Raw genomic sequence first — 16,319 nt, 5'->3', positions numbered from 1 at the left:
TCGATGACAACCCAACAGCAGTTCAGCTTTGCCACCCGTCCACTGGTGCCTTTCGCCCATGATTACACCCATGGCGAAACGGAGCCCTGGCACAGCCATAGCTGCGCCCAGCTTCTGCATACCCTCAGCGGAGTGGTGCGGGTAGAGACCGGGCAGGGGATCTGGATTGTGCCGCCGGGGCGGGGCGTCTGGCTGCCTGCCGGGACGCAGCACCGGCTGCTGATCACCGGTGACGTAGCGGCCCGGACGCTCTTTATCGATCCCTTCGCCCGGGCGGATTTACCCTCAGTCTGCCAGGTTGTGCAAATCTCCACCCTGCTGCGCGAGCTGATCGTCGCCTCGCTGCAACTGCCGGAAAGCTACGCCGCGGGCAGCCGGGCGGAGCGCATTTACGAGCTGATCCTCGATGAAATCAGGGGGATCGGCGTGCTGCCGTTTAACCTGCCGGAACCCCAGGCCCCCGCGCTGCTGGCCCTGTGCCGCCAGATCCAGGCCGAGCCGGGAACAAAATGGACGACGGCGCTGGCAGCAAAAACGCTCAATATTAGTGAACGCACCCTGCTGCGGCACTTTCGCCAGCAGACCGGGCTGGCCTTCAGCGAATGGTTGCGCCGGGCGCGGCTGATGGAGGCGCTGAACCGCCTCGCGCAGGGGCAATCGGTGCTGCGGGTGGCGCTGGACCTCGGTTATGAGAGTCACAGCGCCTTTAGCGCCATGTTCCGCCGCACGCTCGGCGTGGCGCCGAGCGACTACTTCCCGCCCGAGGCGCCCTCCGGCAACGCATTCAGCAAAGCCTGAAGCGACGCCCGGGAAACATCGTTGTCGATGCCCGTTCCCCAGCGGCTGGCTCCCTGCTTAAAGCTGCAGCGGATATAGGCCGCCTAGCGGCTTTCGCTGCACCTGCCGAGGGTATGCTCGTGATAATCCTCAATGGCGAAGGCCAGATGAAAACTGGCTTTTATCGCGCTGGCGGCGGCAGAGAGCAGGCCGTTGCCGTTCCCCTCCAGGATCACAATCCCGTCGACGGTCTGGACGCGGGCCCACAGCAGCAGCCCGCCGTCGGCCTGGCTTTCGGTTCGGTAATCCAGCAGCTGCCGTGGGGCGTGCTGATGCGGCCCATACAGCTCGCGATAAAGCTGCCACAACGCACTTAGCGTCATCTCGGTACCTTCCCGATCGGTGTGCGCCTGAACGTGGCGGCTAAAGTCCTGTTGCAGGGCACGGGGCAGCACCAGGCCATGATTTTGCTCCAGCATCCACGCCGCACCGCTTTTGCCGGACTGGCTGTTAACGCGGATCACCGCCTCATAGCTACAGCCGATATCTTCCGGGTCCACCGGGAGATAGGGCATCTCCCAGCGCGGGGAGAGGGACTGTTCCCGGGCGTGAAACCCTTTTTTAATGGCATCCTGATGCGAGCCAGAGAAGGCGGTAAAGGCCAGCTTACCGGCGTAAGGATGGCGGGGATGCACCGGCAGCTGGTTGCACTGTTCCACAAGTTCCACCACCTGCTTCATATCGCTGAAATCGAGCTGCGGCGAAATCCCCTGGCTGTAGAGATTCATCGCCAGGGTCACCAGACAGACGTTCCCGGTGCGCTCCCCGTTACCGAACAGGCAACCTTCCACCCGGTCGGCACCCGCCAGCAGGGCGAGCTCGGCGCTGGCAACGCCGCTGCCGCGATCGTTATGGGGATGGACGCTGATGCAGACCTCGCTCCGACGGGAGAAGTGGCGGCAGAAATACTCGATCTGATCGGCATAGACGTTGGGGGTGTTGACCTCCACCGTGGCAGGCAGGTTGACGATCATGGGCCGTTCGGCAGAGGGTTCCCAGACATCCGCCACCGCCTCGCAGATGTGCAGGGCAAACTCCGGTTCGGTAAAGCAGAAGGTTTCCGGCGAATACTCATAGGTCCAGCGCGTCTGCGGGTTGGTCTCGCACAGCGCACGTATCTGCCGCGTGGCGCTGACCGCCAGCTGAACAATCTCCTCCTGGCTCTGGCGAAAGACCAGCTGGCGGAACAGCGGCGCAGTGGCGTTATAGAGATGCACCGTGGCGCGTTTTGCCCCGTCGAGGGAAGCGAAGGTGCGCTCAATCAGATCGCTGCGGGCCTGGGTAAGCACCTGAATGGTGACATCATCCGGGATGCGCTGTTCCTCAATCAGCTGGCGGACAAACTGGAAGTCCGTTTCGGAGGCGGAGGGGAACGCCACCTCAATCTCCTTGAAGCCGCATTTGATCAACTGCTCCCAGAAGCGCAGCTTGCGGGGGATATCCATCGGTTCGGCCAGCGCCTGGTTGCCGTCGCGCAGGTCGGTTGAGAGCCAGCGCGGGGCGTGGGTCAGCCTCTTATCAGGCCACTGACGGTCGGGTAACGAAATGGGGGCATAGGCCACGTACTTTTGCGAAGGGTTGCGCAACATAGGGGTTCTCCAGGTGATGTTCTGTTTTTATCCTGGCGAAGAACGGAGCAGGGTACTGGCGCAAAACTGACAACCTGTGGCGAGGATCCGCCATTTATTTCACTCCGAGCAGAGCCTGCTCCATCAGTTGCGCCAGCAGGGCCTGCGCCCGTTGTTCTGCCTCGCTGCCGTGCTGCTCGAGGGTGATCCCCAGCCTGCCCGGCGTGGGCAGCACGCTTCCCGCCGCCCGCAGGCTGGCAGGCATCCCGATCCGGGTCCGCAGCGTCACGCCGAGCCCGGCCTGCACCGCCGCCCAGATCCCGCTCAGGCTGTGGCTGACAAAGACCACCCGCCAGGGGATGCCCGCCCGGTTCAGGCAGTCGATGGCGTGGGCGCGCATCAGGCAGGGGGTGTCGAACATCACCAGCGGCAGGGGCTCGCCCCGGGCCAGCAGGGAACGGATCTCCATCTCCGGAGGCTGGATCCACACCATCTGGCTCTGGCCGATCGACCGTCCCTTGCGTGGCTCGCTCTCGTTCTGCCACAGCAGCACCATATCCAGGGCGTGATCGTCAAAGGCGTTGAGCAGCGCCCGGTTGCGATCCACTCTGGCAACGATCCGCACTCCCGGATGGTGGCGTCTGAATTCGCCCAGAATGCCCGGCATCAGCGACTCACCAAAATCCTCCTGCATGCCGATGCGGATCTCCGCCTGCAGCAGCTCGCCTTTCAGCGCAAACTGCACCTCGTCATTCAGCGCCAGCATGCGGCGGGCGTAGCTCATGACGATCTCTCCGTTGCGGGTCAGCGTCAGGCCACGGCCCTTTTTCATCACCAGCTCTGCACCGCACTGCTGTTCCAGCTTTTTGAGCTGGGCGCTCACCGCCGAGGTGGAGCGGCAGAGATGGGTGGCGGCCAGGGCAAAGCTGCCGCACTCAATGCCGGTGACAAAACTGCGCAGCGCATCGAGGTCGAGCGTCGGAGGGAGCTTGTTCATAAATGTCCTGAAATACGGGATGGTGGTGCAAATATAATTTGATTTTCAGGATGAAACTATGGGGCCAGAATCGCCTTACTGTCAATGCGGAGAGAACATCATGGCCACATCCCTTACTTCTGAAACCCTGAGCCGCGTCGCGCCGAAACTGGCCGAGCTGAGCAAGGAGGTGCTGTTCAATGACATCTGGAAACGCGACGCGCTCTCCCCGCGGGATCGCAGCCTCATCACCCTGGGCGCGCTGACGGCGCTGGGGCGGGTACAGCAACTGCCCTGGCATATCGACTTTGCCCAGCAAAACGGCCTGACCCGGGAGGAAATTACCGAAGTGTTCACCCACCTGGCGTTCTACGCCGGCTGGCCTGCGGCGGTCTCCGCCCTCGGCTGCCTGGAAGAGGAGTAACCCGATGCCCTTTACACGTGTCTCCCTGCGGCCGGGGTACAGCGACGCGCAGATAGCGCAGATCTCCGACCTCCTCCAGCAGAGCCTGGAGGCAGAATTCGCGGTTCCGCCGGGGGACCGCTTCCAGATTTTTGAGGAGATCCCGGCCACGCGGCACCTGTTCGATCGCCACTATAAAAGCGGCGGGCGCAGCGACAAATTTATTCAGTTTCATATTCTGGCGGGCAAGCCCCGCACCGCTGCGCAAAAGCAAAATCTCTGCCGCCGGCTGTGTGAAGAGCTGCACAGGACGCTGGCTATTCACCCGGATGACGTCATGGTGATGATCCAGTTCAATACCGCCGAAGAGTGGAGCTTTAGTCGGGGAAGGATGCTGTCTGAGGAGGGGTTATGATCGTTATGCAATATCGCTTCACGCTGCCAGCCGACTACGATATGACCATTATTGATCGGCGTATTGCGGAGCATGGCGCGAAGCTGAACGGCTTTCCCGGCCTGCTGTTTAAGGCATTCCTTGTTGCCAGACGCGATGCCGCTTTTAGCGTGGAAAACCGCTATGCGCCGCTCTACGTCTGGGAGAGTGCCGCCGGGATGACGCAGTTTTTACAGAGCCCCGGTTTTCGCAGGTTGACGGAGGATTTTGGCTGGCCGCAGATCGACACCTGGCTGGCGCTGCGCCTGCCGGCTGTGGCAGAGGTGAAAAGTGCCGCCTGGCTATCGATTGCCCGCGAGACGATCCCCGCGCACAGCGACCTGTCGGCACTGCAACTGCATGCCCCGCTTTGCGGGTGGGATGTCAGCCGCTGGCAACTGTTGCAGGTAAATTTTGGCGAGACGCCGCAGGAGGGGAAGGAGAATTATCGGGTTGCGTATGTGGCGAGTGAGGACATACGTTAAGCCCCCCACCGTTGATCAGGCTTAACTCTTGATACAAGGTGTCCGGCGAACCGGGCACCTGTTTTTTTCCTTTCAAGGCTCGCTATTTCGGATGGACATAAAAGAATAGATGCTAAGGCGCTGGACGCTGGAACGGCAAAATGCCGGTTACATATGGGATTTGCCCAGGATGGAGCGGCCTCAAAAGCATTCAAACAATGCCCATCTATCCAGGATAATAGAATTCGATTCTGATGCCGCTCGGTTCGTAACACATCATATGCATTGATGGCCCCTCCCGGATTAAAGTGGGTTCAAATTCGATTTCAATCTGATTCGCCTTTAACAGGTCAACAAGCCTGAACAGATCCACTTTATTTTCGACCCGTAAAGCTAAGTGATGAAGTCCGACATTGGTTTTACGATTAAATGTAATGGGCTCATCGGTTTGTGTTTTCCATAGCGTGATGGTCAGCGCATCATCTCTTACGAAGATAGCGGGATAATCTTCACGTCGTTTCACTTCCTCCCAGCCCAATATATTGGTAAAAAACGCAGCGCTTTCTTCAAGCTTAGATACGGCTAAGCCGATATGCTGCACACCAGCAGTAACAGCCATCGTTGTGTTCTCCAGAGAAAGTGTTTTAGCCAACGCTTACATCACCCATCGGTAAAGAGGTCTGGCGGATGTGGCGGTCAAGGAAGTCCCGAATATCAGACCCTATCTCTCTGGCGTGCGTTTCAAGGGCAAAGTGGCCCGTGTCGTAGAAGCGGATTTCCGCGTCTGGCAGATCGCGTTTCCAGGCTTCAGCGCCCGCCGCCATGAAAAAGGGATCGTGTTTACCCCACACGGCCAATAACGGGGGCTGATGCTGACGAAAATAGTGCTGAAACAGAGGATACATCTTCACGTTTGAGGCGTAATCCAGTAACAGGTCAAGCTGAATCTCGGCATTACCAGGCCGTAATACCTGCATTCCTTCAAGGGAATAGCCATCGGGTGAAACCAGGCTTTGATCGGCAACACCTTCCAGATATTGCCATTTGATTGAAGCCGGGGTCGGAAACTCACGCAGCGCATGCCGGTTTTCAGGCGTGGGCTCGCGCCAGTATCTCTGAATGGGTTCCCAGGCCTCGCCCAGGCCCTCTTCGTAGGCATTGCCATTCTGGGAAATAAGCGCTGTCACACGCTCCGGATGGGCTAATGCCAGCCGCCATCCGACAGGGGCACCGTAGTCATGAACCAACAGCGCATAGCGGTTGAGATTAAGTGCTTCGGTAAACCGGTCAATGGTTTCCGCGAGCTGGTCAAAGGTATAAGCGTATTCACCGCGCGCTGGCGCCTCGGTAAAACCGAAGGCCGGCAAATCTGGCGCGATTAAGTGATAACGATCCGCCAGCTGGGCAAAAAGATCCCGAAACATAAATGATGAACCCGCGAAGCCGTGAAGTAACAACAATACAGGCGATGCCGGATCGCCGGCCTCACGGTAGAAAACGTTAACATCACCTGCCTGTTTATAGCGGTAATACACCGGCGTAGCGGGAGCAGATAAATCCGTAGTGGAAGAGATCATGATAAGCCTCATGTAACCTTTAAAGTGGTTGTTTGAAGGTTACATGTAAATTTGGTAACCTGTCAAAATGATTTTATGAGTTACGGAGCGGTATGGAATTTAAACCACCTTCTTCTCAGCCCCTCTTCCTGGCTGACAACCTTGCGCTGGATTTTATTAACAGTGAATACGGGACAGGGGATGAACGGCACGACTGTTTTGAAGACGATACCCGCGTCATCGACTGGCTGGTGATAGCGGGGCTTGTGCCGAAAGGTACTAAGGCACCTGATGGGCTCTTGGCGGAAGCCCGGCAGCTGCGCGATGCCGCCAGGGCAGTCGTGCATGCCGCGATGAAGTCCGTTGTGGTTGACCTGACGGTGATTAACCACGTACTCCAGGCGGGGCGTCCTGAGACGACTCTACAGTGGGACGAAGAGACGCAGCGATACCGGATTACTGTTCGGCCGGAGGTGCTCAGTCCCGCAGGCCTGCTCTGGCCTGTTGCGGATGCGTTGGTGAAACTCATCGCTGACGATAAGTTTGAATACGTGCGGCAATGTGAAGCGCATAACTGTATTTTGCTGTTTCATGATTTGAGTAAATCCCATCGCCGCCGCTGGTGCAGTATGGCGACGTGCGGCAATCGCATGAAGGTAGCGGCATTCCGGAACAGGAAAAATTCGTAGCGATTCTGGACGAAAATAGAATTGACTGAGGAGAACGATCGTTCTACCATTACTCTATGAACAAAAATACGACTGACACACGAGAAAAAATCCTCGCGTCCGCTGAAGAACTCATTTACCAGAACGGCATCCATGCCACCGGTATGGACCTTCTGGTGAAGACCTCAGGTGTGGCCCGGAAAAGCATCTATCGCTATTTCGCGAACAAAGACGAAGTGGCGGCTGCCGCGCTGAACGCGCGGGATGTCCGCTGGATGGAATGGTTCAGAAGCGAGTGCGACAAAGGGGACACGCCGCAGGAACGTATCCTGAATATGTTCACCGTGCTTAAAGGCTGGTTTGAGTCGGAAGGATATCGCGGGTGTGCATTCATTAATACCGCCGGGGAAGTGGGGGACAGTGCCGATCCCATCCGCCAGATTGCCAGACTGCATAAACAGAAAATACTGGATTATGCCCTTGAGCTAACCGGGCAACTGAATATTGAGCACGCTTCAGCCCTGGCAAGGCAATTGCTGTTATTGATTGAAGGCGCTATAACCGTATCACGCGTCATGGGCGAATACAGCGCCGCCGATGATGCAAAAGATATTGCTCAATTGTTACTGAAACAGGTCTCGTAAAAGAGACCTGAACTCACAGGGAAACAGACACTGAAACAGAAATAATTCATCCTCATACCTTTCACACTTATATTCTGTTTTTATGAACAGGATATAAAATTTCATAAAATATCTCCTCCCTTGTCGGATATTAATTCCCGACGCTATTCCCTGCCGCCTTTTTTCTATTCTGACCGGGTGCGATTTTCGTACCGCAAAGGCCATAAAATTAAGGTGTTATAATAATATCCTATTGTATATAAAGGGTTTTTGTCGGCTTGCTTGTAAGGGGGCGGTAAAATAATAATATCGATAATGACATTTTTTATTTTTTTAATCATTTTACAGACTCGCGCTTGACGAGGTAGAACGATCGTTCTACCATGAATGCATGGACAACAAGAACCCTCTGGTAAATGGATATTGGCGCGACTGCATATTGCAAAACCGCTATGAATGAAAAGGACGTTAAATAACAGGGGAATTAGTCTGTATGCCTATATCGAAAAGGCGTTTTAACCCTCTCTGCCAATTTACAGGAGTCTTAACCATGTCTGATGCACAAATTCGCCCTCCACTGCCTCCGTTTACGCTTGAATCAGCCATTGAAAAAGTCAGGCTTGCTGAAGATGGCTGGAATAGCCGCGACGCTGAAAAAGTCGCGCTGGCCTATTCTCTGGATACCAAATGGCGTAATCGCGCAGAATTTGCGAATAATCGCGAAGAAGCCAAAGGCTTCCTTGAGCGCAAATGGAAAAAAGAACTTGAGTATCGCCTGATTAAAGAATTATGGGCATTTGGCGGCAACCGCATTGCCGTCCGTTACGCTTATGAATGGCGCGATGATTCCGGTAACTGGTTCCGCTCTTATGGAAATGAGAACTGGGAATTTGGCGAAGATGGCCTGATGCAGCGCCGTTTCGCCTGTATCAACGATATGCCTATCAAGGAAAGCGAACGTAAATTCCACTGGCCGCTGGGGCGTCGTCCTGACGATCATCCGGGGTTATCGGAACTGGGTCTTTAACGTCCCGATTGATTCCGCAATGCCCGACGACTCTCCTGTCGGGCATTTGTGTTGTTTCTCTCACGTTATTTCGTCTGCGGATACTTCGCCACCACCTCACCTGGCTCCAGCTCCCGCCCATCGCTCGCCACCATCGTGAGCTTGCGTAGCGGCTGGCGATCCCGCGCGTCCACCAGCACCGTACCGGTATCCCCCTCGGCAAACAGGTGTTCATTTCCCCACTGGGAGAGCGCCAGCAGCACGGTTTGCAGCTCGCGGCCTTTTGCGGTCAGCACATACTCCTGCCAGGCGCTGCCGTCGGAGGCGGGTTGCAGCGTCAGTATGCCTTCGTCCACCAGTAGCTTTAGCCGGGTCGCCAGCATGTTTTTGGCGATGCCGAGGCTTTTCTGAAACTCACCAAAACGCGTTATGCCGCTCAGGGCATCACGCACAATCAGCAGGGACCACCAGTCGCCGATAATATCCAGCGAGCGGGCGACAGGGCAGGGGCTCTCTTCGAGGCGGGTACGTTTCACGGTCTCTCCTTATCAGCGGTAAGTTTAATTATAAAACCAATTACCCCGGCGCACAAAGCAAGCTGTCACTTTGCGGGCAGGCTCCAGGTAATTCGTCACAGATCTGTCACACTGTTAACGACAATAAACAGGTGAGGAATTAGGGATGAGAAAAGCACTAATCGCTGTCGCCGTGGCGGGCAGCATCGGGCTCTCTGGCGGCGTTCAGGCGCAAACCGCGCCGGAAGGGTATCAGCTGGAACAGGTTCTGATCATGAGCCGTCATAACCTGCGTGCGCCGCTGGCCAATAACGGCAGCGTGCTGGAACAGTCGACCCCGGAAAAATGGCCAGAGTGGGATGTGCCCGGCGGGCAGCTCACCACCAAAGGTGGGGTGCTGGAAGTCTACATGGGGCACTACATACGTGAATGGCTGGCAGAGCAGGGGCTGGTGACCGCCGGGGAGTGTCCGGCAGCGAACAGCGTCTATGCCTATGCCAACAGTCTGCAACGCACGGTGGCGACCGCGCAGTTCTTCATTACCGGCGCGTTCCCGGGGTGCGATGTGCCGGTGCACCATCAGGAAAAGATGGGCACCATGGACCCGACCTTTAATCCGGTGATCACCGACAACTCCCCGGAATTCCGCGAAAAAGCGCTACAGGCGATGAACAAAGAACGTCAGGGGATGCAGCTTGACGAGAGCTACAAACTGCTGGAGCAGATGACCGACTACAAACAGTCTCCGTCCTGCAAAGAAAAACAGGTCTGCTCCCTGACGGACGCGAAAGACACCTACAGCGCCGAGTACCAGAAAGAGCCTGGGGTATCCGGTCCGCTCAAGGTGGGTAACTCGCTGGTTGACGCCTTCACGTTGCAGTATTACGAAGGCTTCCCGCTGGATCAGGTGGCGTGGGGCGAGATCAAAACCGACCAGCAGTGGCGGGTGCTCTCTCAGCTAAAAAATGGCTATCAGGATTCGCTTTTTACCTCGGCAGAGGTGGCGCGTAACGTGGCGAAACCGCTGGTGAAATACATCGATAACGCGCTGGTCACCGATCGGGCGAAAGCGCCGAAAATCACCGTGCTGGTGGGGCATGACTCTAACATTGCCTCCCTGCTGAAGGCGCTGGATTTTAAACCCTATCAGCTGCACGGCCAGTATGAGCGCACACCCATTGGGGGCAAGATCGTCTTCCAGCGCTGGCACGACAAAACCGGCAATCGCGATCTGATGAAAATTGAGTATGTCTATCAGAGTACCGAGCAGCTGCGTAATGCCCAGGTGCTGACGTTAGAAGCCCCAGCCCAGCGCGTTACCCTGGAGCTGAACGGCTGTCCGGTGGATGCGAATGGATTCTGCCCGGTGGAGAGCTTTAATAAGGTATTGAATACCGCGGCGCAGTAAGTTCAGCCCCTCTCCCTGAAGGGGAGAGGGGCTGAAATGTCGGGTGGCGCTTCGCTTACCCGACCTACAAAATCCAACTCTGGTTCCGAATCTTGTAGGCCTGATAAGCGTAGCGCCATCAGGCGTTTTTTGTCCGCACGATTATCAGACGTTTTTACGCTCAATGGTCTGCTCGCCCCAGAACAGCGAGTCTTTGTCGGTTTTTTGGAAGGCTAACATCAGAACTTCATCATTACCTTCTTCCCAGATTTTCTCTGCCAGTTTTTCGTCATATTTTGCGACTTCAAAAATCGCCTCAGCGATCTCCGGTGACGTATTACGTAAACGCGCAAATTCCCCGACGCGATGTGCTTTAGCTTCTTGAGTTGGCATAGTAATCCTCCTGTTGAGAGTTAACCTTTCAGTTTAGCAGCCAGGCCGGCGACATATTCACCCTGATAGCGGGCAATGTTCAGTTCTGCTTCCGAAGGCTGACGTGAACCGTCGCCCCCGGCAATTGTTGTTGCGCCATAGGGCGTACCGCCGCGGAGCTGGGAAAGATCAAACAGTTCCGGGGTGCCGTAGCCGATGGGCACAATCACCATCCCATGGTGCGCAAGGGTGGTCCAGGTTGAGGTGATGGTCTGCTCTTGTCCGCCACCGGTGCCGGTGGAGCTGAACACGCTGGCGACTTTGCCGAGTAACGCATTTTTGGCCCACAGTCCCCCGGTCTGGTCGAGGAAGGTACGCATCTGGCCAGCCATATTGCCGAAGCGCGTCGGGGTACCAAAGATGATTGCATCGTAATCGCCCAGCTCCTGCGGCGAAGCTACCGGCGCCTCCTGTGCTTTACCGCCCGCTTTGGCAAAAGCTTCTGCCTGCATGGTTTCCGGTACGCGTTTGATCACCACCTCAACCCCCTCGATTTTCCTGGCGCCTTCCGCAACTGCATGAGCCATGGTTTCGATGTGTCCGTACATGGAATAGTAGAGCACCAGAATTTTCGTCATTTCGCTTCACTCCTCGCATGATTTTTTCGGTCAGCGGCATGCTGCCGTTATTTAAAGATATGACGTGACAGCGAGACTGCAAATCTGGACACCATTTATTTGATTTTAAACAACAAAGGATGACGGGCTTTCTTCGTAGCAAAATGAAACATTTTCAGCAGAGCAAATTTTCGGAATGATAAGAAAGGCTTATGGTTTCGTTTCGGCAGGCTTCATACAAAAGGCTGATATCGTATTGCAGGATATTACGATTCGCTGGCTGAATGCGCCTGCTCCACTAAGCTTAAGTTCACGCGGCGCAGTTAAAGACTCTTTTTTAGCGTCGTCAGGTGGAAGAATTCGCTTTCACTGAATGCAGAATTAAATCTTATGTTTTTAACTCTGGAGGTCCGACATGGCAAACCATCGTGGTGGGTCAGGTAATTTTGCAGAAGACCGTGAAAGAGCATCAGAAGCAGGACGTAAAGGTGGCCAGCAGAGCGGGGGTAATTTCAAAAATGACCCTCAGCGCGCATCCGAAGCTGGCAAAAAAGGGGGCAAAAATAGCCATGCCGGCAACAAGAGCAGTTAAGTTGTAGCCGTCTGAAGTAGGGGTCTTTTGACCTCTGGCACCCCCGCCGCCGGGATCCCCGGCGGTTTTTTTATGCCTGTTATTGAAGTGTTATCAAATTCCTTTCACACTAGCGGATTCACTTTTTGTGCTGGTGCCCCATGTCTCTCTCCCGTTATGCCTTTTCGATCAAACCGCAGGAAGCGATCCTGATCCTTATCACCATGTTCTGGGGTGGGACCTTTCTTGCCGTACAGTACGCCGTCACGCAGAGCGGCCCTTTCTTCTTTGTCGGCCTGCGTTTTGCCACGGCTGCGTTGGCGGTGGCGCTCATTTCGCTCAAAACCCTGCGCGGCCTGACCCTGACCGAACTGAAAGCGGGGCTGGCGATCGGGGTGGCGATCGCGATGGGCTACAGCCTGCAAACCTGGGGATTACAGACTATTCCCAGCAGTAAATCGGCGTTTATTACCGCCATGTATGTCCCGCTGGTGCCGCTGTTGCAGTGGCTCTGCCTGCGCCGCATGCCGGGAATGATGTCCTGCATCGGCATTGTGCTGGCTTTTATCGGGCTGATCCTGCTGGCAGGGCCGGAAGATAACCTGCTGGCGCTCGGGCCTGGAGAGATGATCACCCTGGTGGGCGCGGTGGCGATTGCCGCCGAGATCATCCTCATCAGCGCCTGGGCCGGAAAGGTGGACGTCAAGCGCGTCACCGTCGTGCAGCTGGCGACCGCCTCGCTGGTGGCGTTTCTGACCATGATCCCGGCCGGGGAGTCGGCTCCGCCGATGTCGGCAGGGCTGTGGATGGTGGCCCTTGGGCTGGGGATTTTCAGCGCCATTATTCAGGTGACCATGAACTGGGCCCAGCGCAGCGTCTCGCCCACCCGGGCGACGGTAATTTATACCGGGGAGCCGGTGTGGGCGGGGATCTTTGGCCGTCTGGCCGGGGAGCGCCTGCCGCTGCTCGCCCTGCTGGGGGGCGCCTTTATCATCGCGGGCGTGCTGGTGAGTGAGCTGAAGCTGAAAAGAAAAAAGAAGGCGCTGCCGGACGACAGCGCCACGCTGGATCAATCCTGAGTCGCCACTGTGCCCTGCGTCACCCCCGCCATCCGGCGGCTGAGCAGGGCGTTAAGGGCAATCGCGCCAAAGGTGGCCGTGCCGATCCCGCCCAGGGTGAAGCCGCCGAGCGAAAGGGCAAAATCCCCTGCGCCCAGCACCAGCGTTACGGCGACCATAATCAGGTTGCCATTCTGGCTGAGATCAACATGGTTCTGCACCCAGATCCGCGCCCCGGCCACCGCAATCAGGCCAAACACCACAATCGACGCACCGCCAATCACCGGCCCCGGGATGGTGTGGATTAAGGCACCGAATTTAGGTGAAAAGCCGAGCAGCACGGCAATCACCGCTGCCGCCACGAACACCAGCGTTGAGTAGACCTTGGTGACCGCCATCACGCCGATGTTCTCGGCATAGGTGGTCACGCCGCTGCCGCCCACCGAACCTGACAGCATGGTCGCCAGCCCGTCTCCCACAAATGCCCTCCCCATATAGGGGTCCATATTGCGTCCGGTCATGCCGGCCACCGCTTTCAAATGGCCGAGGTTTTCCGCCACCAGGATCACCGCCACCGGGGCGATCAGCATTATCGCCTGGCCGTTAAAGGTGGGCGAGGTGAGCTGCGGAAGACCAAACCACGCCGCCTGGGCGACCTGGGTAAAATCCACCGGCTTGCCAAGCCCAAACACGCTGGTCAGCAGGGCGTAGAGCAGGCAGGCGAAGATCAGCCCCACCAGGATCAGCAGCCGCTGGATCATCCCCCGGGTAAATACCGCCACCAGGCCGATGCAGAGCACCGTCATTACCGCCATCCAGCTGTCAAAGGCGGAGCCGGAAACCCCTTTGACGGCGATAGGCGCCAGGTTGAGGCCAATCGCCATCACCACTGCTCCGGTGACCACCGGTGGCATCAGCCGTTCGATCCAGCGAGTGCCCAGCTTCATCACCACCAGACCCACCGCGGTGTAGAGTGCCCCGCAGGCGATGATCCCGCCCAGCGCCACGCTCAGTTGAGGGTTGACCCCCTGGCCGGAAAAGCCGGTGGCGGCAATCACCACCCCGACAAAGGCGGCGCTGGAGCCGAGATAGCTTGGCACCCGTCCGCCGGTGATGAAAAAGAAGAGCAGGGTGCCAATGCCCGACATCAGAATCGACAGGTTAGGATCCAGCCCCATCAGAATGGGCATCAGCACCGTGGCGCCAAACATCGCCACTGCATGCTGCACCCCCATCACCGCGGTTTGCGCCAGCGGGAGACGTTCATCCGGCGCGACCACGCCGCTATCAGAGGAGGTCGATTTCAACTGCCAGTGAGGAAAACCGAATAGTGCCATCAGCTGCTCCTTAAGGAGGATTAACAGGCGGGTCGCATCAGCGCGTGGTAGCCGCGGTCAAACCACACCAGGCCCTGGGGCACCGGGTGGCGGGTTATTGCAACGATCTCGCAAAACAGAATGTCGTGGGTGCCGACGCTCACCACCTGGCTAATGCGGCAGTCGAACGAGGCCAGCGCCTCGTCGAGACGTGGACAGCCGGTGGCACCCGTCTGCCAGCCTGCTGCGGCAAAGCGGTCGGCCATCGGGGTTTTGCCGCCAAACAGATTCGAGAGGGACTCCTGCCCGGCGCTCAGGGTGTTGACGCACAGGGTGCGGTTGTCGTTAAACACCGGCCACACCGAGGCGCTACGATTCAGGCACACCAGCAGCGTTGGCGGCGAGTCGGTCACGCTGCACACCGCGCTGGCGGTGAAGCCCGCCTGTCCGGCCGGGCCGTCGGTGGTGATGATATTGACCGCCGCGCCCAGACAGGCCATGGCATCACGAAACGTTTGTTTATCGATATTCATGGTGGCTCCTTATGCCAGCCCGCAGGCGTCTTCAAAACTCAGGCGGGGCAGTCGTCCGTAGAGTTTGCGGGTATCGCCGTAGCCGATGTTGATCAGCAGATTGCTTTTCAGATTGCTGCCGGTGAAGAAGGCCGCGTCCACCTTTTCGCGGTCAAAGCCGGACATCGGCCCGGTGTCCAGCCCCAGCGCCCGGCAGGCGACAATCAGATAGGCCGCCTGCATCGTGCTGTTGCGAAAGGCGGTCTCCTCGGCGAGCTGCGGGCTGGCGGTAAACCAGCTCCGGGCATCGCCGTGGGGGAACAGCTCCGGCAGTCGCTCGTAAAACTGGCTGTCCCAGGCAACGATAACCGTCACCGGGGCGGTGAGGGTCTTTTGCAGGTTGCCGCTGGAGAGGGCCGGGCGCAGCTTCTCTTTGCCTTCCGGGGTGCGGATAAAGACCATCCGCGCCGGAGAGCAGTTGGCGGAGGTGGGCCCCCATTTCATCAGGTCATAGATTTCGCGCAGCGTCTCGTCGCTGACCGGACGATCCAGCCAGCCGTTATGGGTCCGCGCCTCGGTAAACAGCGCATGCTGCGCCGTCGGGGTGATGGCTTCACTCATGGCAACTCCTTCAGTAAACGTTCGTGGCGGTGCAGCAGGCTGGCGAGCCCGTTTTGCAGCAGGGCGTTAAACGCCTCCGGCTCGGTCACGTTGCAGGCGTGCCCGCCCCGGGGCATCATGGTAAGCAGGCTGCCGGGCAGGGCGGCATGCAGCTCTGCCGAACAGACCGAGGGCACCAGCAGATCGTCGGCGGCGCAAAGTATCTGCACCGGGCAGTGAATGCGCGCCGTCTGGCGGCTGAAATCGGCCCGCTTCAGGACATTGAGCCTGCGCAGCAGGGTGCTTTTGCCCTGGAAGTGGGCCAGGGCCAGCGCCTCTTCGGCCTCCATACGCGGCTGGCGGGCCGCCATCCAGTCGGCGGGATAGAGAAAGAGCGGCTGGGCTTCCACCCACGCCTGCGCCCCTCCGGCATGCAGCAGCCGCTCGCGGATCTGGAAGCAGCGGCGGGTATGCGGATTCAGCGTCAGCCAGCCGTTAACGCATACCAGGGCACCGATCGCCTGCGGGTGATCCACTGCCAGCTGCAGGCCGATTAGCGCCCCCAGGGCATGGCCCACCACGCTGAACCGCGCGATCCCTGCGAGAGAGAGCGCCTGCCACAGCTCGTCGGCCATCGCTGCCAGGGTGTAATCTTCCGGCAGCTCGCCGGGGTTATTGCCGGTGCCGCGCTGGTCGTAGCAGACCACCTGATACCCTTGCTCAAGGTCGGCGAGCTGGGGCAGCCAGTAGCTGCCGCTGCCCCCCAGTCCGGCGATCAGCACCACAACCGGCGCGTCCGCAAAGGGCGGCGGTGAAATGGAAAGATTCATGGCAACC

General features: G+C 57.9%; 20 protein-coding genes and 1 pseudogene. 10 read left to right on the top strand and 11 right to left on the bottom strand.

What is annotated here, in order from left to right:
* The first annotated feature begins 3 nt into the window (after positions 1-3).
* Positions 4-798, top strand: a complete 795-nt coding sequence (locus WFM46_RS07435; RefSeq protein ID WP_336997347.1) for an AraC family transcriptional regulator — start codon at positions 4-6, stop codon at positions 796-798.
* On the opposite strand, the pseudogene leuA reads toward WFM46_RS07435, so the two are convergent.
* A pseudogene (gene leuA, locus WFM46_RS07430) lies at positions 750-2,426 on the bottom strand (2-isopropylmalate synthase). The gene WFM46_RS07435 and the pseudogene leuA overlap by 49 nt on opposite strands.
* A gap of 94 nt (positions 2,427-2,520) precedes the next feature.
* Positions 2,521-3,402, bottom strand: coding sequence for a LysR substrate-binding domain-containing protein (locus tag WFM46_RS07425; protein ID WP_336997346.1), 882 nt, complete (start codon positions 3,400-3,402; stop codon positions 2,521-2,523).
* Positions 3,403-3,502: 100 nt separating this feature from the next.
* Here WFM46_RS07425 and WFM46_RS07420 point away from each other — a divergent pair, with 100 nt between their 5' ends.
* From WFM46_RS07420 to WFM46_RS07410, 3 genes are read left to right on the top strand one after another with little or no spacing between them, the layout of a single operon-like run.
* Entirely contained in the window at positions 3,503-3,805 is a 303-nt protein-coding gene (locus tag WFM46_RS07420) for a carboxymuconolactone decarboxylase family protein (protein WP_103179005.1), read from the top strand.
* Between the two features lie 4 nt (positions 3,806-3,809).
* On the top strand, positions 3,810-4,199 hold the full coding sequence (locus WFM46_RS07415; protein WP_156654250.1) for a tautomerase family protein: 390 nt from the start codon (positions 3,810-3,812) through the stop codon (positions 4,197-4,199).
* Positions 4,196-4,702 (top strand): DUF4865 family protein, encoded by a 507-nt coding sequence (locus WFM46_RS07410; protein WP_336997345.1) that lies wholly within the window; start codon positions 4,196-4,198, stop codon positions 4,700-4,702. The genes WFM46_RS07415 and WFM46_RS07410 overlap by 4 nt, the downstream gene beginning before the upstream one ends.
* Positions 4,703-4,907: 205 nt before the next feature.
* Here the strand turns inward: WFM46_RS07410 and WFM46_RS07405 are convergent, their stop codons facing one another.
* Together WFM46_RS07405 and WFM46_RS07400 are read right to left on the bottom strand one after the other, a co-directional pair.
* Complete coding sequence (locus WFM46_RS07405) at positions 4,908-5,300, bottom strand: VOC family protein (RefSeq protein WP_103179008.1); 393 nt, start codon at positions 5,298-5,300, stop codon at positions 4,908-4,910.
* A 25-nt stretch (positions 5,301-5,325) separates the two neighbouring features.
* Positions 5,326-6,258: an alpha/beta fold hydrolase gene (locus WFM46_RS07400; RefSeq protein WP_336997344.1), complete on the bottom strand. Its 933-nt coding sequence runs from the start codon at positions 6,256-6,258 to the stop codon at positions 5,326-5,328.
* 92 nt (positions 6,259-6,350) lie between these two features.
* Here WFM46_RS07400 and WFM46_RS07395 point away from each other — a divergent pair, with 92 nt between their 5' ends.
* The 3 genes from WFM46_RS07395 (at position 6,351) to WFM46_RS07385 (ending at position 8,555) form a co-directional block, all read left to right on the top strand.
* Positions 6,351-6,926 (top strand): CGNR zinc finger domain-containing protein, encoded by a 576-nt coding sequence (locus WFM46_RS07395; RefSeq protein ID WP_336997343.1) that lies wholly within the window; start codon positions 6,351-6,353, stop codon positions 6,924-6,926.
* Between the two features lie 56 nt (positions 6,927-6,982).
* Complete coding sequence (locus WFM46_RS07390; protein WP_103179011.1) at positions 6,983-7,549, top strand: TetR/AcrR family transcriptional regulator; 567 nt, start codon at positions 6,983-6,985, stop codon at positions 7,547-7,549.
* A gap of 529 nt (positions 7,550-8,078) precedes the next feature.
* Entirely contained in the window at positions 8,079-8,555 is a 477-nt protein-coding gene (locus tag WFM46_RS07385) for a nuclear transport factor 2 family protein (protein ID WP_103179012.1), read from the top strand.
* Between the two features lie 65 nt (positions 8,556-8,620).
* Here WFM46_RS07385 and WFM46_RS07380 read toward each other — a convergent pair whose 3' ends face one another.
* Positions 8,621-9,070 carry a winged helix-turn-helix transcriptional regulator gene (locus tag WFM46_RS07380; RefSeq protein WP_103179013.1) on the bottom strand — a complete coding sequence of 150 codons (450 nt, stop codon included), beginning with the start codon at positions 9,068-9,070 and terminating at the stop codon, positions 8,621-8,623.
* Between the two features lie 145 nt (positions 9,071-9,215).
* On the opposite strand from WFM46_RS07380, the gene agp reads away from it, so the two are divergent.
* Positions 9,216-10,457, top strand: a complete 1,242-nt coding sequence (agp, locus tag WFM46_RS07375; RefSeq protein ID WP_336997342.1) for a bifunctional glucose-1-phosphatase/inositol phosphatase — start codon at positions 9,216-9,218, stop codon at positions 10,455-10,457.
* 144 nt (positions 10,458-10,601) lie between these two features.
* On the opposite strand, the gene WFM46_RS07370 is transcribed toward agp, so the two are convergent.
* Together WFM46_RS07370 and wrbA are read right to left on the bottom strand one after the other, a co-directional pair.
* Positions 10,602-10,829 (bottom strand): YccJ family protein, encoded by a 228-nt coding sequence (locus tag WFM46_RS07370; RefSeq protein WP_103179015.1) that lies wholly within the window; start codon positions 10,827-10,829, stop codon positions 10,602-10,604.
* A gap of 20 nt (positions 10,830-10,849) precedes the next feature.
* The gene (gene wrbA, locus WFM46_RS07365) at positions 10,850-11,446 is read right to left on the bottom strand and encodes an NAD(P)H:quinone oxidoreductase (RefSeq protein WP_103179016.1); all 597 of its coding nucleotides are present in this window, start codon (positions 11,444-11,446) and stop codon (positions 10,850-10,852) included.
* A 394-nt stretch (positions 11,447-11,840) separates the two neighbouring features.
* Here wrbA and WFM46_RS07360 point away from each other — a divergent pair, with 394 nt between their 5' ends.
* Positions 11,841-12,017, top strand: coding sequence for a general stress protein (locus WFM46_RS07360; RefSeq protein ID WP_336997341.1), 177 nt, complete (start codon positions 11,841-11,843; stop codon positions 12,015-12,017).
* Positions 12,018-12,157: 140 nt separating this feature from the next.
* Positions 12,158-13,075: a DMT family transporter gene (locus WFM46_RS07355; protein WP_336997340.1), complete on the top strand. Its 918-nt coding sequence runs from the start codon at positions 12,158-12,160 to the stop codon at positions 13,073-13,075.
* Here the strand turns inward: WFM46_RS07355 and rutG are convergent.
* Genes rutG through rutD form a run of 4 tightly spaced genes read right to left on the bottom strand, consistent with a single transcriptional unit; the run spans position 13,066 to position 16,312 of the window.
* Complete coding sequence (gene rutG / locus WFM46_RS07350) at positions 13,066-14,391, bottom strand: pyrimidine utilization transport protein G (RefSeq protein WP_156654255.1); 1,326 nt, start codon at positions 14,389-14,391, stop codon at positions 13,066-13,068. The genes WFM46_RS07355 and rutG overlap by 10 nt on opposite strands.
* Positions 14,392-14,411: 20 nt before the next feature.
* Positions 14,412-14,903, bottom strand: coding sequence for an NADH-dependent FMN reductase RutF (gene rutF / locus WFM46_RS07345; protein ID WP_103823656.1), 492 nt, complete (start codon positions 14,901-14,903; stop codon positions 14,412-14,414).
* Positions 14,904-14,912: 9 nt separating this feature from the next.
* The gene (locus WFM46_RS07340) at positions 14,913-15,503 is read right to left on the bottom strand and encodes a malonic semialdehyde reductase (protein ID WP_103179020.1); all 591 of its coding nucleotides are present in this window, start codon (positions 15,501-15,503) and stop codon (positions 14,913-14,915) included.
* Complete coding sequence (gene rutD / locus WFM46_RS07335) at positions 15,500-16,312, bottom strand: pyrimidine utilization protein D (RefSeq protein WP_336997339.1); 813 nt, start codon at positions 16,310-16,312, stop codon at positions 15,500-15,502. Before rutD ends, WFM46_RS07340 begins: the two co-directional genes overlap by 4 nt.
* Positions 16,313-16,319: the final 7 nt, after the last annotated feature.

It is taken from the genome of Leclercia sp. M50, from assembly GCF_037150775.1.
Taxonomy (GTDB): Bacteria; Pseudomonadota; Gammaproteobacteria; order Enterobacterales; family Enterobacteriaceae; genus Enterobacter.
The sequence above is the reverse complement of the archived record's forward strand: the minus strand, read 5'-3'. Positions and strand labels throughout refer to the sequence as shown.